At 62.1% G+C, this 24,125-nt stretch carries 27 protein-coding genes; 7 read left to right on the forward strand and 20 right to left on the reverse strand.

What is annotated here, in order from left to right:
- Nucleotides 1-29: 29 nt before the first annotated feature.
- Both arfA and U5A08_RS25985 read left to right on the forward strand, forming a co-directional pair.
- The gene (gene arfA, locus U5A08_RS25980; RefSeq protein ID WP_003176285.1) at nucleotides 30-194 is read left to right on the forward strand and encodes an alternative ribosome rescue factor ArfA; all 165 of its coding nucleotides are present in this window, start codon (nucleotides 30-32) and stop codon (nucleotides 192-194) included.
- Nucleotides 195-255: 61 nt separating this feature from the next.
- Nucleotides 256-1,581 (forward strand): lytic murein transglycosylase, encoded by a 1,326-nt coding sequence (locus U5A08_RS25985; protein ID WP_321849115.1) that lies wholly within the window; start codon nucleotides 256-258, stop codon nucleotides 1,579-1,581.
- Nucleotides 1,582-1,697: 116 nt separating this feature from the next.
- On the opposite strand, the gene U5A08_RS25990 is transcribed toward U5A08_RS25985, so the two are convergent.
- The 13 genes from U5A08_RS25990 to U5A08_RS26050 form a co-directional block, all read right to left on the reverse strand.
- A complete protein-coding gene (locus tag U5A08_RS25990; RefSeq protein ID WP_321849117.1) occupies nucleotides 1,698-2,618 on the reverse strand; it encodes a S66 peptidase family protein in 921 nt (306 codons plus the stop codon).
- A gap of 151 nt (nucleotides 2,619-2,769) precedes the next feature.
- The gene (lipA, locus tag U5A08_RS25995) at nucleotides 2,770-3,771 is read right to left on the reverse strand and encodes a lipoyl synthase (RefSeq protein ID WP_321852286.1); all 1,002 of its coding nucleotides are present in this window, start codon (nucleotides 3,769-3,771) and stop codon (nucleotides 2,770-2,772) included.
- 26 nt (nucleotides 3,772-3,797) lie between these two features.
- Nucleotides 3,798-4,445 (reverse strand): lipoyl(octanoyl) transferase LipB, encoded by a 648-nt coding sequence (gene lipB, locus U5A08_RS26000; protein ID WP_253399420.1) that lies wholly within the window; start codon nucleotides 4,443-4,445, stop codon nucleotides 3,798-3,800.
- On the reverse strand, nucleotides 4,445-4,720 hold the full coding sequence (locus U5A08_RS26005; RefSeq protein ID WP_247398640.1) for a DUF493 domain-containing protein: 276 nt from the start codon (nucleotides 4,718-4,720) through the stop codon (nucleotides 4,445-4,447). The genes lipB and U5A08_RS26005 overlap by 1 nt, the downstream gene beginning before the upstream one ends.
- An 85-nt stretch (nucleotides 4,721-4,805) precedes the next feature.
- The gene (locus U5A08_RS26010) at nucleotides 4,806-5,963 is read right to left on the reverse strand and encodes a D-alanyl-D-alanine carboxypeptidase family protein (protein ID WP_253399422.1); all 1,158 of its coding nucleotides are present in this window, start codon (nucleotides 5,961-5,963) and stop codon (nucleotides 4,806-4,808) included.
- A 183-nt stretch (nucleotides 5,964-6,146) separates the two neighbouring features.
- The gene (locus tag U5A08_RS26015; RefSeq protein WP_253399424.1) at nucleotides 6,147-7,145 is read right to left on the reverse strand and encodes a septal ring lytic transglycosylase RlpA family protein; all 999 of its coding nucleotides are present in this window, start codon (nucleotides 7,143-7,145) and stop codon (nucleotides 6,147-6,149) included.
- Nucleotides 7,145-8,155, reverse strand: coding sequence for a lytic murein transglycosylase B (gene mltB / locus U5A08_RS26020; protein ID WP_253399432.1), 1,011 nt, complete (start codon nucleotides 8,153-8,155; stop codon nucleotides 7,145-7,147). Before mltB ends, U5A08_RS26015 begins: the two co-directional genes overlap by 1 nt.
- Before the next feature lie 17 nt (nucleotides 8,156-8,172).
- A complete protein-coding gene (gene rodA / locus U5A08_RS26025) occupies nucleotides 8,173-9,276 on the reverse strand; it encodes a rod shape-determining protein RodA (protein ID WP_017848344.1) in 1,104 nt (367 codons plus the stop codon).
- 31 nt (nucleotides 9,277-9,307) lie between these two features.
- Nucleotides 9,308-11,206 carry a penicillin-binding protein 2 gene (mrdA, locus tag U5A08_RS26030; protein WP_321849120.1) on the reverse strand — a complete coding sequence of 633 codons (1,899 nt, stop codon included), beginning with the start codon at nucleotides 11,204-11,206 and terminating at the stop codon, nucleotides 9,308-9,310.
- 15 nt (nucleotides 11,207-11,221) lie between these two features.
- Nucleotides 11,222-11,689: a 23S rRNA (pseudouridine(1915)-N(3))-methyltransferase RlmH gene (gene rlmH, locus U5A08_RS26035; RefSeq protein ID WP_003176297.1), complete on the reverse strand. Its 468-nt coding sequence runs from the start codon at nucleotides 11,687-11,689 to the stop codon at nucleotides 11,222-11,224.
- A gap of 9 nt (nucleotides 11,690-11,698) precedes the next feature.
- Nucleotides 11,699-12,193, reverse strand: a complete 495-nt coding sequence (gene rsfS / locus U5A08_RS26040; protein ID WP_058412893.1) for a ribosome silencing factor — start codon at nucleotides 12,191-12,193, stop codon at nucleotides 11,699-11,701.
- Between the two features lie 69 nt (nucleotides 12,194-12,262).
- On the reverse strand, nucleotides 12,263-12,907 hold the full coding sequence (gene nadD, locus U5A08_RS26045; RefSeq protein WP_253399436.1) for a nicotinate-nucleotide adenylyltransferase: 645 nt from the start codon (nucleotides 12,905-12,907) through the stop codon (nucleotides 12,263-12,265).
- Nucleotides 12,907-14,172 (reverse strand): glutamate-5-semialdehyde dehydrogenase, encoded by a 1,266-nt coding sequence (locus tag U5A08_RS26050; protein ID WP_253399443.1) that lies wholly within the window; start codon nucleotides 14,170-14,172, stop codon nucleotides 12,907-12,909. Before U5A08_RS26050 ends, nadD begins: the two co-directional genes overlap by 1 nt.
- A 174-nt stretch (nucleotides 14,173-14,346) precedes the next feature.
- Between U5A08_RS26050 and U5A08_RS26055 the strand changes: the two genes are divergently transcribed.
- On the forward strand, nucleotides 14,347-15,030 hold the full coding sequence (locus U5A08_RS26055) for a DNA-3-methyladenine glycosylase (RefSeq protein WP_321849121.1): 684 nt from the start codon (nucleotides 14,347-14,349) through the stop codon (nucleotides 15,028-15,030).
- 117 nt (nucleotides 15,031-15,147) lie between these two features.
- A complete protein-coding gene (locus tag U5A08_RS26060) occupies nucleotides 15,148-16,464 on the forward strand; it encodes a bifunctional DedA family/phosphatase PAP2 family protein (protein ID WP_321849122.1) in 1,317 nt (438 codons plus the stop codon).
- Here U5A08_RS26060 and U5A08_RS26065 read toward each other — a convergent pair.
- The 4 genes from U5A08_RS26065 to U5A08_RS26080 form a co-directional block, all read right to left on the reverse strand.
- Nucleotides 16,458-16,673, reverse strand: coding sequence for a hypothetical protein (locus U5A08_RS26065; protein WP_253399449.1), 216 nt, complete (start codon nucleotides 16,671-16,673; stop codon nucleotides 16,458-16,460). The two genes, U5A08_RS26060 and U5A08_RS26065, sit on opposite strands and share 7 nt — an antisense overlap.
- A 102-nt stretch (nucleotides 16,674-16,775) precedes the next feature.
- On the reverse strand, nucleotides 16,776-17,366 hold the full coding sequence (locus tag U5A08_RS26070) for an LON peptidase substrate-binding domain-containing protein (RefSeq protein WP_247408691.1): 591 nt from the start codon (nucleotides 17,364-17,366) through the stop codon (nucleotides 16,776-16,778).
- Between the two features lie 21 nt (nucleotides 17,367-17,387).
- Nucleotides 17,388-18,104, reverse strand: coding sequence for an LrgB family protein (locus U5A08_RS26075; RefSeq protein ID WP_253399451.1), 717 nt, complete (start codon nucleotides 18,102-18,104; stop codon nucleotides 17,388-17,390).
- Nucleotides 18,101-18,463, reverse strand: a complete 363-nt coding sequence (locus tag U5A08_RS26080; protein ID WP_253399453.1) for a CidA/LrgA family protein — start codon at nucleotides 18,461-18,463, stop codon at nucleotides 18,101-18,103. Before U5A08_RS26080 ends, U5A08_RS26075 begins: the two co-directional genes overlap by 4 nt.
- A gap of 159 nt (nucleotides 18,464-18,622) precedes the next feature.
- Here U5A08_RS26080 and U5A08_RS26085 point away from each other — a divergent pair, with 159 nt between their 5' ends.
- From U5A08_RS26085 to U5A08_RS26095, 3 genes are all read left to right on the forward strand, one after another.
- Entirely contained in the window at nucleotides 18,623-19,078 is a 456-nt protein-coding gene (locus U5A08_RS26085; RefSeq protein ID WP_253399455.1) for a MaoC family dehydratase, read from the forward strand.
- Between the two features lie 105 nt (nucleotides 19,079-19,183).
- Complete coding sequence (locus U5A08_RS26090) at nucleotides 19,184-20,902, forward strand: C13 family peptidase (protein ID WP_253399458.1); 1,719 nt, start codon at nucleotides 19,184-19,186, stop codon at nucleotides 20,900-20,902.
- 29 nt (nucleotides 20,903-20,931) lie between these two features.
- Nucleotides 20,932-21,573 carry an oxidoreductase gene (locus tag U5A08_RS26095; RefSeq protein WP_247401437.1) on the forward strand — a complete coding sequence of 214 codons (642 nt, stop codon included), beginning with the start codon at nucleotides 20,932-20,934 and terminating at the stop codon, nucleotides 21,571-21,573.
- Nucleotides 21,574-21,681: 108 nt separating this feature from the next.
- On the opposite strand, the gene U5A08_RS26100 is transcribed toward U5A08_RS26095, so the two are convergent.
- From U5A08_RS26100 to mpl, 3 genes are read right to left on the reverse strand one after another with little or no spacing between them, the layout of a single operon-like run.
- The gene (locus U5A08_RS26100) at nucleotides 21,682-21,966 is read right to left on the reverse strand and encodes a YceK/YidQ family lipoprotein (RefSeq protein WP_253399460.1); all 285 of its coding nucleotides are present in this window, start codon (nucleotides 21,964-21,966) and stop codon (nucleotides 21,682-21,684) included.
- Nucleotides 21,959-22,588 (reverse strand): flavin prenyltransferase UbiX, encoded by a 630-nt coding sequence (ubiX, locus tag U5A08_RS26105; protein WP_010206807.1) that lies wholly within the window; start codon nucleotides 22,586-22,588, stop codon nucleotides 21,959-21,961. Before ubiX ends, U5A08_RS26100 begins: the two co-directional genes overlap by 8 nt.
- Complete coding sequence (gene mpl, locus U5A08_RS26110) at nucleotides 22,585-23,934, reverse strand: UDP-N-acetylmuramate:L-alanyl-gamma-D-glutamyl-meso-diaminopimelate ligase (RefSeq protein WP_253399462.1); 1,350 nt, start codon at nucleotides 23,932-23,934, stop codon at nucleotides 22,585-22,587. The genes ubiX and mpl overlap by 4 nt, the downstream gene beginning before the upstream one ends.
- Between the last annotated feature and the right edge of the window lie 191 nt (nucleotides 23,935-24,125).

Below are 24,125 nucleotides of genomic sequence, written 5' to 3' on the forward strand. Positions count from 1 at the left end.
CTGCATCCCACCTGAAGAGAGTAACGATCATGAGCAAAAAGCCATCTAAGCATGGCCCCAACAAGGCCAAATCCATCATCGCCCAGCCACTGTTCCGCAGCCGTCAGGAACGCGCCGGCAAGGGCAAAGGCAGCTACCGCCGCGAAGCCTTCCAGTCTAATAGCTGGGAGGCTTCTTACTTTCTGGCTGCCTGAAGGCAAGCGGCCCTCCGGCATGATAAGGTCAGCACTTGATTTGTAATCCCTGGACCTGTGCATGCCCTCTAGTCTTCCCCGTCGTTGGCACCTTCGCCAATTGATCGCTGCCTCCAGCCTCATTCTGCTTGTCGCCTGCGCGGAAAAACCCACCGCCGCAGATGCTCAACCCCTGCCAACACTGTCGACCGCACCGGTCGTTGCACCCGCTGTCGTGGCCCCGCTGGCCGTGGACAACCTGGACATCCAGCCCACCCAGACCTTTGCCGAATGGCAGGCCGGTTTCCGTGCGCAAGCCTTGGCGGCCGGGATTACGCCAGCCGTCTTTGATATGGCCTTCGCCAATATCACCCCGGACATGGCAGTGATCCGCGCCGACCGCAGCCAGCCGGAATTTTCCCGCCCGGTGTGGGAATACCTCGACGGCGCGCTGTCACCAGTACGCGTGCGTAATGGCCAGGCACTGTTGATCAAGTACGCCGACACCCTGCAAAGCATCGAGCAACGTTATGGCGTCGACCGCCAGGCGCTCGTCTCGGTGTGGGGCATGGAGAGTAACTTCGGTCAGTTCCAGGGCAATAACTCGGTGATCCGCTCCCTGGCGACCCTGGCCTACGAAGGTCGGCGCCCAGCCTTTGCCCAGGCGCAATTGCTCGCGGCGCTGCAGATCATCCAGCACGGCGACATCCAGGCCGACCAGATGCGCGGCTCCTGGGCCGGCGCCATGGGCCAGACCCAGTTCATCCCGACCACCTACAACACCCACGCCGTGGACTTCGACGGCGACGGTCGCCGTGATATCTGGAACAGCCCAGCCGACGCCCTCGCCTCCACCGCGCATTACCTGCAAAGCTCCGGCTGGCAGAAAGGCCAGCCGTGGGGCTTCGAAGTCAAACAACTGCCGATCAACTTTGATTACGCCCTGGCCGACGGTGGCGTGCGCAAGACCGTCGCCGACTGGCTGAAACTGGGCATCCAATTGCCGCCGGGGGCGAGCATGCCGCCTAACGTCGACCAGCTCTCCGCCGCCCTGTTGCTGCCGGCGGGTTACCGTGGCCCGGCGTTCCTGGTGCTGGATAACTTCCGCGCAATCCTCAAGTACAACAATTCGTCGTCCTACGCATTGGCCGTGGGCCTGCTGTCGGAGCGCTTCGGCGGAAGCGGTGTGATTCGGGGCGATTGGCCGAAAGATGAACTGCCGCTGAGTCGTTCCCAGCGTATTGATCTGCAGACCGTACTCAGCGCCAACGGCTATGACGCGGGCAACCCGGACGGGATTATCGGCGCCAACACGCGCAAGGCGATCCGTGCGGCGCAACAGTCACTGGGCTGGCCGGCGGATGGTTATCCGACGGTGAAATTGCTGGAGTCGTTGCAGAACCGTTAGATCGGCTTATGGCGACTACCGCTATCGGGGGCAAGCCCTCTCCCACATTTGACTGCATTTCAAAGGATGTACGCGGTCCAAATGTGGGAGGGAGCTTGCTCCCGATAGCGGTTGATTCAGCGGTTGAACACCACATCCTGCTCCAACACCACCCGCTGCTCCCCCGCATCCAACCGCACCCACGCCCCCATCGGCAGCGTCAGGTTCGGATCGCAATGCCCGCTGCGCCAGCCGGACAGTACCGGGATGCGTAGCGGTTCGAAGGTCTGCTTCAGCAGCCGCGCCAACGCAGCGTTATCCACCCCCGCCACATCCCCCACCAGCACACCCGCTACCTGGGCCAGCTTGCCGGCCAGGCGCAGATGCGTCAGCAAGCGGTCGATGCGGTAGATCGGCTCGTTGACGTCTTCGATAAACAGAATGATGCCCTCGGCATCGAGTTCGTAGGACGTCCCCATCACCGCTGCGATCATCGACAGGTTACCGCCGAGCAAGCGCCCACAGGCGATACCGGGCTCGATCGTGGTCAACGGGTAGGCCGCCGGGTGCGTCAGCACGCTGCCTGCACCGAGCTGGCCGCGCAACATGTTGAACAACGACGACTCGGTGGGGGGCTGCTTGTCGCCGAGCAGGTCGGCATTCAGCATCGGGCCGTGGAAGGTCACAAAACCGGCATAGCGGTTGATTGCCAGGTGCAGCGCAGTGATATCACTGTAACCCACGAAAGGCTTGGGGTTGGCGCGTAGCAGGTCGAAGTCCAGGCGGTCCAGCAGGCGGGGCGTGCCGTAGCCGCCGCGCAGGCAGAAGATCGCGTCGATAGCGGGATCGGCGAAGGCGGCGTGCAGGTCGCGCAGGCGCACCTCGTCGCTGCCGGCCAGGTAGCCGTCGCGCTCATATACTCCGGGGAAGATGCGCAGCTCATAGCCACGGGCGCGCATCCATTGCCCGGCTTTTTCCACGTCCAGCGCGGCAGGGCCGGCGGGCGCGATCAGGCCGATGGTGGCGTCAGAACGCAATGCAGGTACGGCGGCGGTCATCGACGATTCTCCCTAATCAACGCGGAACGAAATGTGGGAGGGGGCTTGCCCCCGATAGCGGTGGTTCAGTCACCAGAGGCAGTGACTGACACTCTGCAATCGGCGGCAAGCCCCCTCCCACATTGGACCTGCGGTGTTGCGCAGATCGGTATTACGAAACCAGGCTAGCCTTGACCAGCTTGGCCTGCTCGTCGGCGTGGTACGAGGAACGTACCAGCGGGCCCGACGCCACGTTCTTGAAGCCCATCTTGTAGCCTTCCTCGGCGAACCAGGCGAAGACGTCCGGGTGCACGAAACGCTGCACCGGCAAGTGGCTGCGCGATGGTTGCAGGTATTGGCCCAGGGTCAGCATGTCGATGTCGTGTTCGCGCATGCGCTGCATGACTTCGATCACTTCTTCGTCGGTTTCGCCCAGGCCCAGCATCAGGCCGGACTTGGTTGGGATGTGCGGCATCATCTGCTTGAATTTCTGCAGCAGGGTCAGCGACCACTGGTAGTCCGAACCTGGGCGCGCAGCCTTGTACAGGCGTGGCACGGTTTCCAGGTTGTGGTTGAACACGTCCGGCGGCTCGGCGGCGGTGATTTCCAGCGCGACGTCCATGCGACCACGGTAGTCCGGCACCAGGGTTTCGAGCATCACGTCCGGCGACAGCTTGCGGATTTCGCGGATGCAGTCGGCAAAGTGCTGGGCACCGCCGTCACGCAGGTCGTCGCGGTCGACCGAGGTGATCACTACGTACTTGAGTTTCAGGTCGGCGATGGCGCTGGCCAGGCTTTCCGGCTCGTTGACGTCCAGCGGCTTCGGCCGGCCGTGGCCGACGTCGCAGAACGGGCAACGACGGGTGCAGATGTCACCCATGATCATGAAGGTGGCGGTGCCGCCGGAGAAGCATTCGCCCAGGTTCGGGCAGGACGCTTCTTCGCACACGCTGTGCAGCTTGTGCTTGCGCAGCAGTGCCTTGATACGGTCGACTTCCGGCGAGACCGGGATGCGCACGCGAATCCAGTCAGGCTTTTTCGGCAGTTCGGTGGTCGGGATGATCTTGACCGGGATACGTGCAACCTTCTCGGCGCCGCGCAGCTTGACGCCGGCTTCCACCTTGGCACGCGGGGCCGGGGCCGGACGCTCGGTGACGTCCAGCGTCGGGATCATGGTTTGCACTGCATCAGTAGTCATAGTCAGTCGATTCCGCCCGTAAGGGTCGTCTGCTCAGCATAGTCGAGGTGTTTGACGAGCTGCGCACGCAGCCGGGCACTTACCTCGGCAAATTTAATCGGTGTGGCGTGGTCGCTCAACTGGGTCATCGCCAACCCGGCATAACCGCACGGGTTGATACGCCGGAACGGCGCCAGGTCCATGTCCACATTCAGCGCCAGGCCATGAAACGAACACCCGTGGCGAATGCGCAGCCCCAGGGAGGCGATTTTCGCGCCATCCACATACACACCGGGTGCATCGGGCTTGGCCACGGCGCTCACGCCGTAACTGGCCAACAGCTCGATCAGGCAAGCCTCCATGCGGTTCACCAGGTCGCGCACGCCAAACCCCAGCTTGCGCACGTCCAGCAGCAGATACGCCACCAGTTGACCGGGCCCATGGTAAGTCACTTGACCCCCTCGGTCGACCTGCACCACCGGAATATCACCCGGAAGTAGTAGATGCTCGGCCTTGCCGGCCTGGCCCTGGGTGAACACCGGCGGGTGCTCCACCAGCCAGATTTCATCGGGAGCCGAGCTGCCGCGCTCGTTGGTGAAGCGCTGCATGGCATGCCAGACGGGCTCGTAGTCCATCCGACCGAGCTCGCGAAAGCCCAGGACCTGTGGCATCACAGCACCATATGTACGAAGCCGGTGGCCCGCAGTTCGCTGTTGATGTCGTAGAGCTGGTCTTGACCGGTCGCAACGATGTGCAACTGGATCGTGGTGTACTTACCGTTGGAGCTCAAACGCTCGTCCACCCGGTTGTCATTGATCGTCGCGTGTTTACGCACGATGTCGATAATCGTGTCTTTGTTGCCCACACCGGTATCGCTGATCACCTTGACGGGATAATCCACGTTTGGGAATTCGATCTTTGGCGCCTTTACTTCTTTATCGGTCATGGCGTAACGGCCTCGTAAGCGTAAGCCGTGGCGACGGGCAAAGCCCCGTGTCGGATCAACACGGGGCTTTGCAGGTGCACACTTATCAGTTGAACAAGCTGTAGAAGAACAGGCGGATGCTATCCCACACGCGGCGGAAGATACCACCTTCGTCGACGGCGTCCAGGGCGATCAGGTCGGCACTGTGTACCACTTTATCGTCCAGTTTCACTTCGACCTTGCCGATCACGTCGCCCTTGGCGATTGGCGCAACCAATTGCGGGTTCATGGTCATGCTGGCAGCGAGCTTTTTCAGCTGGCCTTTAGGCATGGTCAGGGTCAGGTCTTCAGCCAGGCCGGCCTTGACTTGCGAGGTCGCGCCTTTCCATACCGGCGCGGTCGCCAGTTCAGCACCCTTCTGGTAGAAGGTCTGGGTTTCGAAGAAGCGGAAACCGTAGGTCAGCAGTTTTTGCGTCTCGGCCGCACGGGCCTGCTCGCTGTTGGTGCCGAAGACCACGGCGATCAGGCGCTGGCCATCACGCACGGCGGACGACACCATGCAGTAGCCGGCTTCTTCGGTGTGGCCGGTTTTCAGACCGTCGACGGTCTTGTCACGCCACAGCAGCAGGTTGCGGTTAGGCTGTTTGATGTTGTTCCAGAAGAATTCCTTCTGGGAGTAGATCGCGTAGTGGACCGGGTCGACACGAATGATCGCGCGCGCCAGGATCGCCATGTCATGAGCCGACGAGTAGTGCTCTGGGTTCGGCAGACCGGTCGGGTTCATGAAGTGGCTGTTGGTCATGCCCAGGTCGGCCACGGTTTTGTTCATCATGTCGGCGAACGCGTCTTCACTGCCGGCAATGTGCTCGGCCAGGGCCACGCTGGCGTCGTTACCGGACTGGATGATGATGCCGTGCAGCAGGTCGCTGACCGTCACCTGCGAGCCGACCTTGATGAACATCCGCGAACCGCCGGTGCGCCAGGCGTTTTCGCTGACGGTCACCGGGTCGTTTTCGCCGATCTGGCCGCGACGGATTTCCAGGGTCGCAATGTAGGCTGTCATCAGCTTGGTCAAGCTGGCGGGTGGCAGGCGCTGGTCACCGTTGTTTTCCACCAGCACGTTGCCACTGGCGGCATCCATGAGGACCCAGGCCTTGGCGGCCAGTTGCGGTGAAGCCGGCACCATTTCAACCGCCCAGGCGGCAGGGGTGATGATCAGCGAGATAAGCAGGCACGTGCGTTTGGCTAAGGTGATGATGTTCATCCGTCTCTCGAAATTACGTATGGAAACTTGCCCTCGCGGGCAAAACTTATTCAGACAGCCCGTTACCAGTCTGTCGCGTGTTCGGTTGCCTGCTCACCCCTTGCCCCTGGGTTTTATTGTTCAACGAGCCAACAACCAGGGCTCAGGCCCGCGCACGAACCTGAACCATCAATCCTTTACGGTTTATTCGGCGCTGACCACGCTGGGCTGCCCCAGGTTGGCCAGGCGCACACTGTTCTGCACTTGCGCGACCTCGCTCGGCGAACCGATCGGGCCCATGCGCACGCGGTGCAGGGTCTGTTGATTACGCACGATGGAACTGATGAAGACCGGCGCATTGACCATGCTGCTCAGCTTGGACCTTAACAGCTCTGCCGCATCCGGGTTGGCGAAAGCGCCCACTTGCAGGTATTGCCCGCCAGCAGCCGAGGCACCCGGTGCAGCGCGGGGCACGACGACCGTGTCAGGGGCGTGCTGTTGCGCAGGTGGCGTCCACTGCTCGATCTTGCCGGTCGATGCCGTCATTTGGGGTTGCGCGGCCTGCGGCTCGTTGAGCATCAATGGCGCCGGCTTGCCACGCTGGGCCCAATATTGCGCAGGGTCGATCCCTTCGACCTTGACCCGCGCGGTGCCGGTTTCGGCATAACCGAGTTTCTTCGCGGCAGCGTAGGACAAGTCGATGATCCGGTCCGAATAGAACGGCCCGCGATCGTTGACCCGCAGGATCACCGTGCGATTGTTGTCCAGGTTGGTCACGCGCACATAGCTGGGCAGCGGCAGGGTCTTGTGGGCCGCGCTCATGCCGTACAGGTCATAAACCTCGCCATTGGCCGTGTTCTGGCCGTGGAACTTGGTGCCGTACCACGACGCCGTACCCGACTGTACGTAGGTCTTGGAATCCTGCAGCGGGAAGTAATTCTTGCCCAGCACGGTATAGGGGTTGGCCTTGTACGGGCCGGTGTGCAGGGTTGGCGTGGCATCCGGGATTTTCGACACGTCGACGTCCCACCACGGTGCACCGTCTTTATGCGCGCGGTTGATGTCCAGGCCCGGCTGGGAACGAACGGCGGAGCCCCCGGACTTTTGCGTCGGCGCACGACTGGTGGAACAACTGGCAACCAGCAAGGACAACGCGGCAAACGCCACCAGCTTGAGCGGTTTTTTCAACGGCGATGCCCGCATTACTTGTTGCCCCGTGCTTGGACCAGCATGTCAGACAGTTGATGCACGGCCATGGCGTACATCACACTGCGGTTATAACGCGTGATTGCGTAGAAATTCTTCAGGCCCATCCAGTATTCAGGGCCGTTTTCGCCTTCCAGGCGGAAAGCCGTAACCGGCATATCATCGCGCAGCGCATCATGACTTGACCAGCCCAGCGCCCGCAACTCCCCGACCGTCTTGGCCGGCTCGATACCCTGGGTGAGACCTTCATCGGCGCGCTCACCGCTCACGTCGGCACGGCTGACCACCGGTTCGCCGCCCACCCAGCCATGGCGCTTGAAGTAGCTGGCCACGCTGCCGATGGCATCGTCCGGATTGCTCCAGATATTGATATGGCCGTCGCCGTCAAAGTCCACCGCGTAGGCGCGAAAACTGCTCGGCATGAACTGCGGCAAGCCCATCGCACCGGCGTAGGAGCCTTTGAGGGTCAGCGGGTCGACCTGTTCTTCGCGGGCCAGCAGCAGGAATTCGCGCAGTTCCTTGCGGAAAAAATCGGCGCGGGGCGGGTAATCGAAGCCCAGGGTCGACAAGGCGTCGATCACCCGATAACTGCCGGTATTGCGCCCGTAGAAGGTTTCAATGCCAATGATCGAGACAATCACCTGGGCGGGCACGCCATATTCCTGCTCGGCGCGAGCCAGCGCGGCTTCGTGCTGGCGCCAGAAGTCCACGCCCCGTGCCACGCGGGCATCGGTCAGGAACATCGGGCGATAGTCCTTCCACTGCTTCACGCGCTCGGCCGGGCGGGAGATGGCGTCGAGGATCGCCTGCTTGCGCTGCGCCTCGCGGAACACGCCCATCAGCTGTTCACCGGCGAAGCCATAGTCGCGGGTCATCTCACCGACGAACTCGGCGACTTGGGGTGAGCCATCGTAGTCACCGGCCCGCGCCTCGTGCATGGCGCCCAGCAGCCCAATCAGGCTCATCCAGGACGCATGCCGAGTCGCCCAGCCGCGCATTACTTGCATTGACATCTTCACCTTATTCAAACCTGTGCGATCCATTTGCGATGCGTATGAATCGACATCAAAACCCCAAACGCTGACATCAATGTCACCAGCGAAGTTCCGCCGTAGCTAATGAACGGCAACGGCACCCCAACCACCGGCAACAGGCCACTGACCATACCGATGTTGACGAAAACGTAAACAAAAAAAGTCATGGTCAACGAACCCGCCAGCAATTTGCCGAACAACGTCTGCGCCTGCGCGGTGATCACCAGGCCACGACCAATCAACAGTAAATAGATCAATAGCAACGCGCAAATGCCCACCAGGCCGAACTCTTCGCCCATCACCGCAATAATGAAGTCGGTGTGGCTCTCGGGCAAAAAGTCCAGGTGCGACTGGGTGCCCATCAGCCAGCCCTTGCCAAACACACCGCCAGAACCGATGGCCGCCTTCGACTGGATGATGTTCCAGCCGGTGCCCAGCGGGTCGCTCTCCGGGTCGAGAAACGTGAGAATCCGCTGCTTCTGGTAGTCATGCATAAAGAAGAACCACATGGCCACGGCCACCGGCACGGCGGCGGCGAGCACGCTGAGAATCCAGCGCCAGCGCAAGCCGCCCATGAACAGCACGAACGCGCCGCCCGCCAGGATCAGCAGCGAGGTACCGAGGTCCGGCTGGCGCACGATGAGGATGAACGGCACGCCGATCAGGATCAGGCTGATCCCCACATGCTTGAGTTGCGGCGGCAAGGTGCGCTTGGACAAGTACCAGGCGATGGTCGCCGGCATCAGGATCTTCATGAATTCCGACGGCTGGAAGCGAATCACCCCCGGGATGTTGATCCAGCGGGTCGCACCCATGGCGTTGTGGCCCATCACGTCCACCACCACCAGCAGCAACACGCCGGCGACATACCCCAGCGGCACCCAGCGCGCCATGAAACGCGGCTCCAACTGGGCGATCACCACCATCGACAACAGGCCCAGGCCGAACGACGACGCTTGCTTGATCAGCAGGTCCCAGTTCTTGCCGCTGGCCGAATACAGCACGAACAGGCTGCCGGCCGCCAGGGTCAGCAGCAGGATCAGCAACGGGCCATCAATGTGCATGCGCTGCAGCAATGTCGCGCGGCGACGCATCACATCCTCGCTGGAGAGGATGCGGTCAAAATTACTCTTCACTGGCCGTAACCTCGGTGCTTGAAGGGGCGCCGCCATATTCGGGCTTGAGCTTGCCGTCGTCGGTCAACAGCCAGGCATCCATCACTTGACGGACCACCGGCGCCGCGACGCCCGAACCGGACTCGCCGTTCTCGACCATCACGGCGACCACGATCTTCGGGTCGTCCGCCGGGGCGAAGCCGACAAACAAGGCGTGGTCGCGGTGGCGCTCCTGGACCTTGGAACGGTCATATTTTTCGCCTTGCTTGATCGCGACCACCTGGGCCGTACCGCTCTTGCCAGCGATGCGATACTGCGCACCGATCGCCGCCTTGCGCGCCGTGCCCCGGGCGCCGTGCATCACCTGCTGCATGCCGTGGTTGACCTTGGTCCAGTCCGACGGGTCACGCAGCACAATGTCCGGAATCGGGTTTTCATCCACCGGCTTTTCGCCCTCGATGGTGCGAGCCAGGTGCGGCCGGTTCCAGATGCCTTTGTTGGCGACCAGTGCCGTGGCCTGGGCCAGTTGCAGCGGCGTGGCCTGCATGTAGCCCTGGCCGATACCGAGGATCAGCGTCTCGCCGGGGAACCACGCCTGGCGGCGGGTGGCACGCTTCCATTCGCGCGACGGCATCAGGCCTGGGGATTCTTCGAACATGTCCAGGGAGACTTTCTGACCGAGCCCGAACTTGCCCATGTAGGCCGACAGGCGATCGATCCCCAGCTTGTGGGCCAGGTCATAAAAATAGGTGTCGTTGGAGCGCATGATTGCGGTGTCCAGGTCGACATAGCCGTCACCGGTGCGGTTCCAGTTACGGTATTTGTGATCGTAATTAGGCAGCATGTAATAGCCAGGGTCGAACACGCGGCTCGACGCCGTGACCACGCCCGCGTCCAGGCCGGCAATCGCCACTGCCGGCTTGATCGTCGAACCCGGCGGATACAGGCCGCGCAGCACCCGGTTGAACAGCGGCCGGTCGATGGAATCGCGCAGCTCGGCGTAGGCCTTGAAGCTGATCCCGGTCACGAACAGGTTGGGGTCGAAACTGGGCTGGCTGACCATGGCCAGGACTTCGCCCGTACTCGGGTCCAGCGCCACCACAGCACCACGGCGCCCACCCAGGGCCATCTCGGCGGCTTCCTGCAACTTGATGTCCAGGCTCAGCACAATGTCCTTGCCCGGCACCGGGTCGGTACGCTTGAGCACCCGCAGCACGCGGCCGCGAGCGTTGGTCTCGACCTCTTCGTAACCCACCTGGCCGTGCAGCTCGGGCTCGTAGAAGCGCTCGATGCCAGTCTTGCCGATATGGTGGGTGCCGCTGTAATTGACCGGGTCGAGGCTTTTCAGCTCCTTCTCGTTGATCCGCCCCATATAACCGACGGAGTGCGCGAAGTGCGGCCCTTGCGGGTAATGCCGCACCAGTTGCGCCACCACTTCCACGCCCGGCAGGCGGAACTGGTTCACCGCAATCCGGGCGATCTGCTCTTCGGTCAGCTCAAACAGGATCGGCACCGGCTCGAACGGCCGACGCCCCTGTTTCATGCGCTTTTCGAAGATCACCCGGTCTTCCGGAGTCAGTTGCAGCACGTCGACGATCACATCGAGGACCTGCTGCCAGTCGCCGGAACGTTCGCGGGTCATGCTCAGGCTGAAGCTGGGCCGGTTGTCCGCGACGACCACGCCGTTGCGGTCGAAAATCAGGCCACGGGTCGGCGGAATCGGCTGCACATGCACCCGGTTGTTTTCCGACAGAGTGGAGTGATAGTCGTACTGGATCACCTGCAGGAAATACAGGCGCGCGATCAACACCCCGATCAACGTCACCACCATGATCGCGCCAAAAACCACGCGCGAGCGCACCAGACGTGCGTCTTTCTCGTGGTCCTTGATGCGGATCGGCTGAGTCATCGGGAGGGGCGCAGACTATTTGTGGTAAGGGTGCCCGGACAGAACTGTCCAGGCGCGATACAGCTGTTCACCGATCAGAATCCTTACCAACGGGTGCGGCAACGTCAGCGCCGACAGCGACCAGCGTTGGTCCGCCCGCGCACAGACTTCCGGCGCCAGCCCTTCGGGGCCGCCGACCATGAAGTTGACGGTGCGCGAGTCCAGGCGCCAGCGATCCAGTTCCACCGCCAATTGCTCGGTGCTCCAGGGCTTGCCGTGGACTTCGAGGGTGACGATGCGCTCGTTGGGGCCGACCTTGGCCAGCATGGCTTCGCCTTCCTGACGGATAAAGCGAGCCACGTCGGCGTTCTTGCCCCGGGTGTTGAGCGGTATTTCCACCAGCTCAAGCGACAGCTCGGCGGGCAGACGCTTGGCATATTCGTGCCAGCCTTCTTCCACCCACTTGGGCATGCGTGAACCGACAGCGATCAGACGCAGGCGCACAGCCGTTCCTTATTCCTGGTCTTTGTTGAGCTTGTCGAAGTGCGCATGGCCCACTTCAGGGTTGTGGTGCTTGCCATCCGCCGCGCGGCTCTGCTCGGCGCCTTTCCACAGACGCTCCAGGTCGTAGAACTGACGAGCGTTGGAGGTCATCATGTGAACGATCACGTCGTCCATGTCCAGCAACACCCAGTCGCTGTCGCCCTTGCCTTCTTCACCCAGCGGCTTCACGCCTTGGGCTTTGACGGCTTCGCGCACTTTGTCGAGCATCGCGCCGATCTGGCGGTTGGAGGTACCGGTGGCGATGATCATGAAGTCGGTGATGCTCTGCTTGTCGCGCACGTCCAGCACCTGGATGTCCTGGGCCTTGACGTCTTCCAGGGCAGCCACGGCGACTTTCACCAGTTCTTCGCCAGCCAGTTCCGGGCCAACATGGGCTTCAACCGGCAGTGGCGCGCTTTTGAAGGTGCCTTTGCGCTTAACTTTGCTTACGTCTTTGTTCGTCATATAAAACTCGTTTTGCTCGTATGTTCGGGCGCTCGCTGCACGACTGTTCGTGCGTTCAAGCGCGCCTTTTCAGTTCGACGCACGGTAAAGTCCGTGCGCATCGATGTAGGCCAGGACCGCGTCAGGCACCAGGAAACGTACCGACTTCCCGCTGGCCAGCAGTTGACGGATCTGGGTGGCGGACACCGCAAGCGGGGTCTGCCAGACGAATGCAATATTCCCGTTCGGCCCGGTCAGGGCCAAGGGGTCACTTACCGACCGCGCGGCCAGCAGGTTGCGCAAGGCATCCGGCGGTTCGCTGTCGGCATCCGGGCGTTGCAAAACCAGGATGTGGCAATGCTGGAGGAGTTCCTCCCAGCGATGCCAAGAGGGCAGGCCGCAAAATGCGTCCCAACCCAAAAGCAGAAACAACTGGTCGTCTGCGGCCAACTCGGCACGCATCAGCTCCAGGGTGTCGACAGTGTAGGACGGTTTATCGCGTTTGAGCTCGCGGTCGTCCACCACCAACGGCGGTATGCCAGCGACGGCAAGGCGCACCATTTCCAGGCGCTGCTGCGCTGACACCTGCGGCGTATCGCGGTGCGGCGGCCGGGCATTGGGGATCACGCGCAATTCATCCAGCGCAAGGGCATCCGCGACTTCCAGGGCGCTGCGCAAATGGCCGATATGCACGGGGTCAAAAGTGCCGCCGAGCAACCCGATGCGTTTACCCATCAAGTGCGCACATGACCGTCGCCGAACACTACATACTTCTCGCTGGTCAGGCCTTCCAGGCCAACCGGGCCGCGTGCGTGGAGCTTGTCGGTGGAGATACCGATCTCCGCCCCCAGGCCATACTCGAAGCCGTCGGCAAAACGCGTCGAGGCGTTGACCATCACCGAAGCGGAGTCCACTTCGTTGAGGAAACGCCGGGCATCGCTGAAATGCTCGGTAACAATGGCATCGGTGTGCTTGGAGCCGTATTTGTTGATGTGTTCGATGGCCTGGTCAAGGTCGTCGACGATGCGGATCGACAGGATCGGCGCCGTGTACTCGGTGTACCAGTCTTGCTCGGTGGCTTCGATCACGTCCGCACCGAGCAGCGCACGGGTGCGTTCGCAACCGCGCAACTCAACACCCTTGTCGCGGTAGATGGCAGCCAGCGGCGGCAGCACGCGATCGGCAATGCCGGCGTGCACCAGCAGGGTTTCCATGGTGTTGCACGGGGCGTAACGGTGCGTCTTGGCGTTGTCGGCGATGCGGATCGCCTTGTCGATGTCGGCGGCGATGTCGATGTAAACGTGGCAGACGCCATCCAGGTGCTTGATCACCGGCACCTTGGCATCACGGCTGACGCGTTCGATCAGGCTCTTGCCACCGCGCGGCACGATCACGTCGACGAATTCCGGCATGGTGATCAGCGCGCCGACGGCGGCGCGGTCAGTGGTTTCCACCACTTGCACCACTTCGGCCGGCAACTCGGCCACGGCCAGGCCCTGCTGGATGCAGGCGGCAATCGCGCGATTGGAATGAATCGCCTCGGAACCGCCACGCAGGATGGTGGCGTTGCCGGACTTGAGGCACAGGCTCGCGGCGTCGATGGTCACGTTCGGGCGCGACTCATAGATGATGCCGATCACGCCCAGGGGCACGCGCATCTTGCCGACCTGGATGCCGGACGGCAGGTAACGCATATCGCGGATTTCACCGATGGGATCAGGCAGCTTGGCGACCTGACGCAGACCTTCGATCATGTCGTCGATACGCGCAGGGGTCAGCGCCAGGCGGTCGAGCAACGCCGGCTCCAGGCCATTGGCGCGGCCGTTGGCCAGGTCCAGTTCGTTGGCGGCGGTCAACTCGGAGCGCGAAGCATCCAGAGCATCGGCGGCGGCCAACAAGGCGCGGTTCTTCTGCGCGGTGCTCGCACGGGCGATCAACCGCGAGGCCTGACGGGCAGCGCGACCCAGGCGGGTCATGTAGTCAAGAACGGACTCAGTCATGGTCAGGGAGTCTTGGCAAAGAGGAAAGCGGCAGATTATAGCTGTGACGCCGCCCGACTGACAGCGGTGAGGGGCGGATGGTCGAAATGAACTGTAAAAACCTGGGGTTCAGCCGTAATTAAGGTTGGAGTTGTTATTATTCCGTCACATTTAGCCGTATTTACCCTGAACGCCATGTCGAGTGCTACCCCCCAACTCCCCGCCAGCGCCCTGCCCGACCGCTTCTTCGACCGCGATGCGCAACTCCTTGCGCGGGAATTGCTCGGCAAAGTCATCCGCCATCGTGTCGGAGATGTCTGGCTTTCGGCACGGATTATTGAAACCGAAGCGTATTACGTGGCCGAAAAAGGCAGCCATGCCTCACTGGGCTACACAGAAAAGCGTAAGGCTTTGTTTCTGGATGGTGGGCATATCTATATGTACTACGCCCGTGGCGGCGATTCGCTGAACTTCAGCGCCCAAGGCCCGGGCAATGCGGTATTGATCAAATCCGCCTATCCCTGGGTCGATGACATCTCCGGCCCGGCGAGTTTGGCGCAGATGCTGCTGAACAACCCGGACGCCAACGGCGGCCCGCGCCCCTCGCAGAAGCTCTGCGCCGGCCAGACCTTGCTGTGCAAGGCGCTGGGCCTGAAAGTGCCGATGTGGGATGCCAAGCGCTTCGAACAGGAGCGGCTCTATGTGGAAGACGTCGGCCAGGTGCCGATGCACATTATCCAGACCACTCGCCTGGGCATTCCCAGCGGCAGGGATGAACACTTGATGTACCGCTTCGTCGATGCCGGCTATGCGCCCTATTGCACGCGGAACCCGCTGCGCCGGGGCCAGGTCGAAGGCCGCGACTATTTTTTGCTTTGAAGGCTTGAACCGGCTGTTCCTGCTGGAAATGGCTACCTGCAACGCAACCGATCCTCTGCGGGCGCTGATCGTCGGTGGATTGCCAATTGAAAAAACTGCATAAGTGGAGTGGATTGTATGGGCCAATGGCTCGATAGCATCACTGGCTGGCTGACGCTGAACCCCCAATGGCTGGCGGCGGCGGTATTTATCGTCGCGTGCGTAGAATGCCTGGCCATTGCCGGGTTGATCGTGCCCGGCACGGTGCTGCTGTTCGCCATTGCCACGCTGGCCGGCAGCGGTGCGCTGCCCCTGAGTGAAACCCTGCTACTGGGCTTTCTCGGCGGCCTGTTAGGCGATGGGGTGTCCTACTTCCTGGGGCGACATTTCCACCAGAACATCCGGCGCCTGCCCGGCCTGCGGCATCACCCTGAATGGATGAACGGCGCCGAGACCTACTTCCACAAGTACGGCATTGCCAGCCTGCTGGTAGGGCGTTTCATTGGCCCGTTGCGCCCCATGCTGCCGATGGTGGCCGGCATGTGCGACATGCCGTTCCCGCGCTTTGCTCTCGTCAGCATTGTCGCGGCGGCCAGTTGGACGGTCGCCTACCTGCTGCCGGGCTGGGCGACCGGCGCGGCCTTCCGCCTGCCGTTGCCGGCGGGGTTCTGGCCCGAAGCGGGGATTGTCGCGGCATGCCTGGCGGTGTTGCTGGGGTTGAGTTTGAACAGCAGCCTGCGCGGCCATCGCCAGGCCACGTTGTGGACCGGTTGCGTCAGCCTGATCCTGTTGATCGCGCTGTTTATCGGCTACCCACACCTCAACGACTTCGACCAGGGGCTGAGCAGCCTGGTGCAGGAGCATCGCAGCGCCTGGCTGGACGAGACCATGGTGAGGCTCACCCTACTGGGCGAGTTCAAGCAGATGTTTGTCGCCAGCGCCTTGTTCACCGGCCTGTTGTTACTGGCACGACAATCGCGCCACGCACTGTTTGTCGGCGTCACACTGGGCGGCGCCGCAGTGATCAATACCGCCAGCAAGCTGTTTTTTGCCCGTGGTCGCCCGGAAGTCCTCACCGATCCGCTGACCAGCTTCAGCATGCCCAGCGGCCACGCCTCCGGCGCATTCGCGTTTTTCCTGGCCTTGGCGGTACTGGCCGGGCGCGGGCAACCCACGCGCCTGCGCCTGACCTGGCTGCTGCTGGGCTGCATCCCCGCTGCATTCATCGCGCTGTCGCGGGTCTACCTGGGCGTCCACTGGCCCTCCGACATCCTGGCCGGAACACTGCTGGGGATGACCGTCTGCGCATTCAGCCTGAGCGTGGTTCAGTACCGCAGCCCGCTGCCACCCATGCCGCAGAAAGCCTGGTGGCTGGTATTGCCCGCCGTAGTGGCGGCGCTCGGTTTCATCGCCTTTACCGGCACCCCGCACGCTCTGCTCAGGTACGCCTACTGACCCTTGGCCGGACCGATCCAGTCAACTGGGGCGGTTCGGCGTTCGACGCAGCGTTCGCGCCGCTCCAGCAGCATTTCGTCGGCAATTTCTGCGCCGCGCTCGGCGATGTATTCCGGACTACGCGTTGCATCCTGCGCAAGCAACTGCGAAGTAATGCTGGCAAAAAAAACGTCCCAGGCCGCCTGCTCCGATTGCACTAGCCGAATCATGTTCATCCCCTGATCAGTGGTTGTGTGATCGGAAACTATTTCAGCCAGTGCGATGGGAGCAACGCAGGAAAGTCTGAAAGCTGCGCCAGACAATTCCGAAGATCAGGTGAACAGCTCGCCTTGCAACTCATCCAGCAGCATCTGGATCGCATCCAGCCGCTGCTGCGGATCATCGAGTTGCAGCAGGTCGATCTTGTCGGCCTCAGTGAATGGCAGCAAATACGCCAATTGATTGCCCAGGGCCTGCTGGCCATCGGCATGGGTGCCCATGTCCAGCGAGGCCACCATCGGGTGTTCGGCCAGGGCCTGGAGCAGGGCCAGCAGGTCGGCGTCCTCCTCTTCCAGCGCGTGGTCCGGCAGTTCCTCCAGCCATTGCACCTCGGCCACCAGCAACTGGTCCTTCTGCACCTCGGCGTCGCGGACACGGAAGCGGCGCCCGCCCTCGACGCGAATGCCCAGCAGGCCGTTATCCTGCTGCTTGAAGTCACGTATCAGCGCTTCACAGCCGATCAGCGCGTAGCCTTCCGCAGCCGTGCCTACCTCCTTGCCATCGAGGATGCACACCACGCCGAAACTTTCGCCCTTTTTCATGCAGCGGCTGATCATGTCCAGGTAACGCGCCTCGAACAATTGCAGGTCGAGGGTGCAGCCGGGAAATAGCACAGTGTTGAGCGGGAACAGCGCCAGACTCATAAAGGTTTCCTTAACCCCGATTCAAACAATCACCGACACGGCCAACGGCAGGAACACCGCCGTCGCCACGCCCATGAGGCTCATGGCCAGCGCCGCAAAGGCGCCACATTCTTCGCTTTCCTGCAGGGCCACCGACGTGCCGACGGCGTGGGCGGTCATGCCCAGGGCCATGCCGCGCGCCTCGGGGCTGTGCACGCCCAGGCGCGACAAGTACGCCGGGCCGATCATCGCCCCGATCACCCCGGTGATCAGCACAAACACCGCAGCCAATGCAGCCACGCCGCCGATCTGCTCGGCCACCAGCATGGCAATCGGCGAGGTCACCGACTTGGGCGCCATGGTCATCAACATCCTGTGTTCGGCACCGAACCACCAGCCCAGCAACACACACAGGCCAGTGGCCAACACGCCACCTATCACCAGCGTAGTAAAAATCGGCCAGAACAACTGACGAATCCGTCGCAGGTTCAGATAGAGCGGCACCGCCAGGGCCACGGTCGCCGGGCCCAGCAGGATGCTCATGATCTCGGTGCTCTTGCGATACTCGGCGTAACTCAGGCCACAGGTGAGCAGCACGCCAATCACCAGCAGCATCGACACCAGCACCGGCTGCAGGAAGATCCAGCGGGTTTTCTCGAAGCCCGCGAGTACCAGTTGATAGGCGCCAAGGGTGATGCCGATGCCGAATAGCGGATGATGAATCACCGCTGTCCATGCGCCTTGCCAGTCGAAGGTCATGATTGCTCCTCCTTCTGCGCCTGGCGCTTGACCAGCTTTTGCATCAGCACGCCGACGAACCCCATGGCGATCACCAGCGACAACACCAACGCGCCGACGATGGCCCAGAAGTCGGCGGCAATATCCTTGGCATACACCATCACCCCCACCGCCGGCGGCACCAGCAGCAACGGCAAGTAACGCAGCAGGCTGCTGGCCGCCAGGCTCAGGGGCTCAGCGACTTCGCCGCGCCACACCAAATAACCCAGCATCAACAGCAAACCGATGATCGGCCCAGGCAACACCGGTATCAGCAAATGGTTGATCGCCGTGCCGATCAATTGAAACAGCACCAGCCATGTCAGACCGCGTAACAGCATCCGTTCTTCCCCCCTCAAGACCCGCCCGCATTATAAACATGCCCGCGCTATGCTCAGGCATTCGCAATCAGCATGGTGGATTGACCGGGCTAGTTGCCCATGATGATCTAACATCGTTCTCGCACATCAATAAAAACCGATGAACCAAGGAGAGACGCAATGCCCTATGTACCTGTAGCGCAGCTCAAAGATTATGTCGGCAAGGAACTGGGACGTTCCGACTGGCTCACCATCGACCAGGCCCGCATCAACCTGTTCGCAGAAGCCACTGGCGACCATCAGTTCATCCACGTCGACCCGGTCAAGGCCGCGCAAACCCCGTTCGGCAGCACCATCGCCCACGGTTTCCTGTCGCTGTCGCTGATGCCCAAGTTGATGGAAGACATCCTGATCATGCCCGAAGGCCTGAAGATGGCGGTCAACTATGGCTTGGACAGCGTGCGCTTTATCCAGCCGGTGAAGGTCAATTCCAAGGTGCGCCTGAACGTGACGCTCACCGACGTCACCGAGAAAAAGCCCGGCCAATGGCTGTTCAAGGCCACCGCCACCCTGGAAATCCAAGGCCAGGAAAAACCCGCTTACATTGCCGAGTCGCTGTCGCTCTGCTTCGTGTAAGCGCCACCCTGTGGTGAGGCGCTGAAACTCACCACAGGGCACGTAAATTTATGTATGTAAGTCGTAGCTGCGGCATACTCGGCGCTCAATTATCCGGATCCCGCTATGCGCCCACTCGCTCCCCTTGTCCTTGCCCTGTTGCTCACCGCTTGCGGAGACGGCGAATCGCTGTTGCCGCCCGATGCGCGCCTGCCCGATGGCGGCCGTTACCGGGGTGATGTGGTCAATGGCTTGCTGCAGGGCCAGGGCCGCGTGGACTACCCCAACGGCAGCTGGTACACCGGCCAGTTCGACAAAGGCCAGTGGCACGGCCAGGGCGAATGGCACGGCAGCAACGGCGAAGTCTATAAAGGTCAATTCCAGCAAGGCCTGTTCGACGGCCAGGGGAGCCTGACCACTGCGGGCAGCCAGTATGTCGGCGGTTTCAAACAAGGCCGGCGCAACGGCGAAGGCACCCTCAAAGAGGGGCAGATGACCTATCGCGGCGAATTCAAGGACGATCAGTATTCCGGTCTCGGGCGCCTGGAGCTGGCCGACGGCAGCCAATACCAGGGCCAGTTCGCCCACGGCAAGCCCAACGGCGAAGGTCAGCGCAACGATGACAGCGGCAACCAGTTCAGCGGCCACTTCGTCGACGGCCAACTGGAAGGCAACGGCACCTTCAACAGCGCTGACGGCGACATCTACATCGGCCAGTTCAAACAAAACCAACTGAACGGCAAGGGTCGCTACGAAAACGCCGACGGCGACGTGTGGATCGGCCAGTTCAAGGAAGGCGCCCTCAGCGGCAAGGGCGAGTTGATCGGCGTCGATAGCAGCCACTACGTCGGCCAGTTCAGCGATTGGCGCTTCAGCGGCGAAGGCCGCCTGAACCTCCCCGACGGCAGCTTCTATATCGGCGGTTTCGACAGCGACAACTACCAGGGTCGTGGCACCTTGGTGCTTACCGACGGCACCGTGCAAGCGGGCACCTGGGTCAACGGCATGCGCGTGCGCGACGCCGACGGCAAGCTGTTGCCCGACCCGCTGGAAATCGGCGTGCTGGCCCAGGGCCGCCTGCTCGATGCCGCCCTCGCCGCCGTGCCCGCCTCGACCCCCGCCGTGGAGCTGTACACCCTGGTACTGGCCGGCGACGGCAAACAAAGCGTGTTCCTGCGCGAGGCCGATTACGTCAGCAATATGCTCGCCAGCCGCTTCGGGGCGCGCGGACAGATTCGCCTGGTCAACCATCGCGACCATATCACCGACCGTCCCCTGGCCACCCGCGAAAGCCTGCGGCGTGCGGTGCAGACCCTGGCCGAACGCAGCGGGCCGGAGGACCTGGTATTTATCTACCTGACCAGCCACGGCACCCACGAACACGAACTGGTGCTCGACCAACCGCGCATGGAACTGGCCGACCTGCCGGCCGATGAGCTGACCGCAGTACTCGCGCCGCTGAAGAACCGCGACAAGATCGTGGTGATTTCCGCGTGCTACTCCGGTGGCTTCATTCCGGCACTGAAAGACGAGCACACCTTGATCATGACCGCTTCCCGCGCCGACCGCGTGTCATTCGGTTGCTCCGAGGAAGCCGACTTTACCTACTTCGGCGATGCCCTTTTCGCCCAGGCTTTCAACCAGACCGACGACTTGCAGCAAGCCTTCAAGCTGGCGCAACTGCACGTGACCGAACGCGAGCAGGCAGACAACTTCGAAGCCTCCGAACCGCAGATCTGGGCCCCCAAAGGCGTGATCGCCCATTGGCAACTATTACGCAAGCAGCAAGCACGAAAGGCGCTCGAAAGCGTCTCACTAAATAGCAAGGAAGCTAAAGGCAACTAAGCTGTAACGTGTAATAGGGGGGAAACACCATGTACCTGACACCTCAGCATATCTTGCTCGCCGGAGCCTCTGGCCTGACCGGCGAACACCTGCTCGATCGCCTGCTCAATGAACCCACCGTGACCCGCGTGCTGGCGCCCAGCCGCAAGCCACTGGCCGAACACCCACGCCTGGAAAACCCGGTGGGCGACCCGGCGGTGTTCTTGCCGCAACTGCGCGGCCAGGTGGATATCGCCTTCTGCTGCCTGGGCACCACGATCAAGCAAGCCGGCTCCGAAGAGGCCTTTCGCGCCGTCGACCTGGACATGGTCGTGGAGTTTGCCAAGCGCGCGCGGGAAATGGGCGCGCGACACCTGATCGTCATCAGCGCGATTGGCGCCGACCCTAAATCCTCGATCTTCTACAACCGGGTCAAAGGGCAAATGGAAGAAGCCTTGAAGGCCCAGGGTTGGCCGCAACTGACCATCGTGCGGCCTTCACTGTTGCTGGGGGAGCGCCTCGAACCGCGCCTGGCCGAGCAATTGGCCGGGCCGCTGTCACGGCTGATTCCCGGCAAGTATCACGGCATCGAAGTGTGCGAACTGGCCCGCGCCATGTGGCGGCTGGCGCTGGAAGAGCAGGATGGAGTGCGCGTGGTTGAGTCGGATGAGTTGCGCAAGCTTGGTAAGTAATTTTGCGGTGACAGGGCAAGCCCGGCTCCCACATTTGGAACTGCGTGAACCACAATCAAATGTGGGAGCTGGCTTGCCGGCGATGAGGCCAGCACAGGTAATACACTTCTATAGGCCGCCTGTGGCGTTGAATCCGACGCCCACCACCGTCAACACCGACAGTGGCAACAGCAAGGTGTCGAGCAACGCGCTGGCCGGCAGGTCGACGCCGGGATAGCTCGGCGCCTCGGCGCCAAAACGGTCCATGGCACAACAGCCGCCGTTCATGACGTACAGGTCCAGCCGCGTGCCGGCGTACACCACCGGCGCACCGGGCTTGGCAGCATCCAGGGTGCGCACGGTGGCGCAGCCCGTCAGTTGCAAGGCCAACAAGACCAGCAGTAGCTTATTCATCGCTGCTCAAATGATGCTCACCCCAACGCGGGAGCATGTCCTGGGGAATGTTCAGCAGATTGAGAATCCGCGCCACCACAAAGTCCACCAGGTCATCGATCGTCTGAGGCTGGTGATAGAAGCCGGGCGACGCGGGCAAGATGGTCACCCCCATGTTTGACAACTTGAGCATGTGCTCCAGGTGAATGCTCGAATACGGCGCTTCACGCGGCACCAGAATCAACTGACGACGTTCTTTCAACGTCACATCGGCGGCCCGCTCGATCAAATTGTTGCAGGCGCCGGTGGCAATCGCCGACAACGTGCCAGTGGAGCACGGCACCACCACCATCGCCGCCGGCGCGCCGGAGCCAGAAGCCACCGGCGACATCCAATCCTCTTTACCGTAGACCTTGATCTGCCCCGCCGCCGCACCGGTGTACTCGGTAAGGAACGCCTGCATCATCTGCACCTTGGGCGGCAGCGCGACATCGGTCTCGGTGGCCATCACCAGTTGCGCGGCCTTGGAGATCAGGAAGTGCACCTCACGCTCTTCGCGCACCAGGCAGTCGAGCAGGCGCAGGCCATAAGGCGCGCCGGATGCGCCGGTCATGGCCAGGGTAACGCGCTCCGGCCCGCTCATTTCAGCGCCTCGGCCAGTTTGCCGTGCAAGCCGCCGAAGCCGCCGTTGCTCATCACCACCACATGGGTGCCGGGCTTGGCCTGTAGCTTGACGAATTCGATGATGCCTTCGATGGAATCGCAGACCTTCGACGGCACGCGACACAGCGCCGCAATGGCGGGCAAGTCCCACCCCAGGTTGGCCGGCGCGTACCAGACCACTTGGTCCGCGTCGTTGACGCTCTCCGGCAAACCATCGCGGTGTGCGCCGAGCTTCATGGAGTTGGAGCGCGGTTCGATAATGGCAATGATCGGCGCATCACCGACACGCTTGCGCAGGCCATCAAGGGTGGTGGCAATCGCCGTCGGGTGGTGGGCAAAGTCGTCGTAGATGGTAATCCCATTCACGTCGGCGACTTTTTCCATACGGCGCTTCACGCTTTTGAATGCGCTCAACGCGGCAATACCCATGGACGGCACCACGCCCACATGCCGCGCGGCCGCCAGAGTGACCAAGGCGTTGGCGACGTTGTGCTGGCCGGTCATGTCCCACTCGACGACGCCCTGGGCTTCGCCTTCGAACAGCACTTCAAATTTGGAGCCGTCGTCACTGAGCAACCTGACCTGCCACTGCCCGCCCGCGCCGGTGGTTTGCACCGGGGTCCAGCAGCCCATGTCGATGACGCGCTGCAAGGCCGGTTCGGTGGTCGGGTGGATCACCAGGCCTTCACTTGGGATGGTGCGCACCAAATGGTGGAACTGCCGCTCGATGGCCGCCAGATCGGGGAAGATATCCGCGTGATCGAACTCCAGATTGTTCAGGATCGCGGTGCGTGGGCGGTAGTGGACAAACTTGGAGCGTTTGTCGAAGAACGCGCTGTCGTATTCATCGGCCTCGATCACGAAGAACGGCGTATCGCCCAGGCGGGCCGACACCGAGAAGTTCTGCGGCACACCGCCGATCAGGAAACCCGGGCTCATGCCCGCATGCTCCAACACCCAGGCCAGCATGCTGCTGGTGGTGGTCTTGCCGTGCGTACCAGCGACCGCCAGCACCCAGCGTCCTTGCAGCACATGGTCCGCCAGCCATTGCGGGCCGGACACATACGGCAAACCTTTGTTCAGTACGTACTCGACCGCCGGGTTGCCACGGGACATGGCGTTGCCGATCACCACCAGATCGGGGGCCGGATCGAATTGGGATGGGTCATAGCCCTGGGTCAACTCGATGCCCTGGGCTTGCAGTTGCGTACTCATGGGCGGATAGACGTTAGCGTCGGAACCCGTCACATGGTGGCCCAACTCTTTGGCCAGAACCGCCATCGAGCCCATGAAAGTACCGCAAATACCGAGAATATGAATGTGCATGGTCGACCTCGTAAAACATCGAGGCAGGTTAGCGCAGGGAGGGGGAAATCGCACTCTTTTAGCGGTATACGCCGAGTCAATCTGCTGAATTCGGCCACCCGTGCAGTCGTTGAGTCCGGCGCCGGCGCATTCCTTTACCGCACCGAACTCATCGATCTACAAGTGTCAGCATGGGGTGCCAGCAACTGCCC

This window comes from Pseudomonas paraveronii, from assembly GCF_963681955.1.
Classification (GTDB): domain Bacteria; phylum Pseudomonadota; class Gammaproteobacteria; order Pseudomonadales; family Pseudomonadaceae; genus Aquipseudomonas; species Aquipseudomonas paraveronii.

Bases quoted from the DNA above. Each gene is read 5' to 3' on its own strand.
- arfA (WP_003176285.1), top strand. From the start codon at position 30: ATGAGCAAAAAGCCATCTAAGCATGGCCCCAACAAGGCCAAATCCATC.
- U5A08_RS25985 (WP_321849115.1), top strand. From the start codon at position 256: ATGCCCTCTAGTCTTCCCCGTCGTTGGCACCTTCGCCAATTGATCGCT.
- U5A08_RS25990 (WP_321849117.1), bottom strand. From the start codon at position 2,618: ATGACCGCCGCCGTACCTGCATTGCGTTCTGACGCCACCATCGGCCTG.
- lipA (WP_321852286.1), bottom strand. From the start codon at position 3,771: ATGATCCCGACGCTGGACGTCACCGAGCGTCCGGCCCCGGCCCCGCGT.
- lipB (WP_253399420.1), bottom strand. From the start codon at position 4,445: ATGCCACAGGTCCTGGGCTTTCGCGAGCTCGGTCGGATGGACTACGAG.
- U5A08_RS26005 (WP_247398640.1), bottom strand. From the start codon at position 4,720: ATGACCGATAAAGAAGTAAAGGCGCCAAAGATCGAATTCCCAAACGTG.
- U5A08_RS26010 (WP_253399422.1), bottom strand. From the start codon at position 5,963: ATGAACATCATCACCTTAGCCAAACGCACGTGCCTGCTTATCTCGCTG.
- U5A08_RS26015 (WP_253399424.1), bottom strand. From the start codon at position 7,145: ATGCGGGCATCGCCGTTGAAAAAACCGCTCAAGCTGGTGGCGTTTGCC.
- mltB (WP_253399432.1), bottom strand. From the start codon at position 8,155: ATGCAAGTAATGCGCGGCTGGGCGACTCGGCATGCGTCCTGGATGAGC.
- rodA (WP_017848344.1), bottom strand. From the start codon at position 9,276: ATGCGTCGCCGCGCGACATTGCTGCAGCGCATGCACATTGATGGCCCG.
- mrdA (WP_321849120.1), bottom strand. From the start codon at position 11,206: ATGACTCAGCCGATCCGCATCAAGGACCACGAGAAAGACGCACGTCTG.
- rsfS (WP_058412893.1), bottom strand. From the start codon at position 12,193: ATGACGAACAAAGACGTAAGCAAAGTTAAGCGCAAAGGCACCTTCAAA.
- nadD (WP_253399436.1), bottom strand. From the start codon at position 12,907: ATGGGTAAACGCATCGGGTTGCTCGGCGGCACTTTTGACCCCGTGCAT.
- U5A08_RS26050 (WP_253399443.1), bottom strand. From the start codon at position 14,172: ATGACTGAGTCCGTTCTTGACTACATGACCCGCCTGGGTCGCGCTGCC.
- U5A08_RS26055 (WP_321849121.1), top strand. From the start codon at position 14,347: ATGTCGAGTGCTACCCCCCAACTCCCCGCCAGCGCCCTGCCCGACCGC.
- U5A08_RS26060 (WP_321849122.1), top strand. From the start codon at position 15,148: ATGGGCCAATGGCTCGATAGCATCACTGGCTGGCTGACGCTGAACCCC.
- U5A08_RS26065 (WP_253399449.1), bottom strand. From the start codon at position 16,673: ATGATTCGGCTAGTGCAATCGGAGCAGGCGGCCTGGGACGTTTTTTTT.
- U5A08_RS26070 (WP_247408691.1), bottom strand. From the start codon at position 17,366: ATGAGTCTGGCGCTGTTCCCGCTCAACACTGTGCTATTTCCCGGCTGC.
- U5A08_RS26075 (WP_253399451.1), bottom strand. From the start codon at position 18,104: ATGACCTTCGACTGGCAAGGCGCATGGACAGCGGTGATTCATCATCCG.
- U5A08_RS26080 (WP_253399453.1), bottom strand. From the start codon at position 18,463: ATGCTGTTACGCGGTCTGACATGGCTGGTGCTGTTTCAATTGATCGGC.
- U5A08_RS26085 (WP_253399455.1), top strand. From the start codon at position 18,623: ATGCCCTATGTACCTGTAGCGCAGCTCAAAGATTATGTCGGCAAGGAA.
- U5A08_RS26090 (WP_253399458.1), top strand. From the start codon at position 19,184: ATGCGCCCACTCGCTCCCCTTGTCCTTGCCCTGTTGCTCACCGCTTGC.
- U5A08_RS26095 (WP_247401437.1), top strand. From the start codon at position 20,932: ATGTACCTGACACCTCAGCATATCTTGCTCGCCGGAGCCTCTGGCCTG.
- U5A08_RS26100 (WP_253399460.1), bottom strand. From the start codon at position 21,966: ATGAATAAGCTACTGCTGGTCTTGTTGGCCTTGCAACTGACGGGCTGC.
- ubiX (WP_010206807.1), bottom strand. From the start codon at position 22,588: ATGAGCGGGCCGGAGCGCGTTACCCTGGCCATGACCGGCGCATCCGGC.
- mpl (WP_253399462.1), bottom strand. From the start codon at position 23,934: ATGCACATTCATATTCTCGGTATTTGCGGTACTTTCATGGGCTCGATG.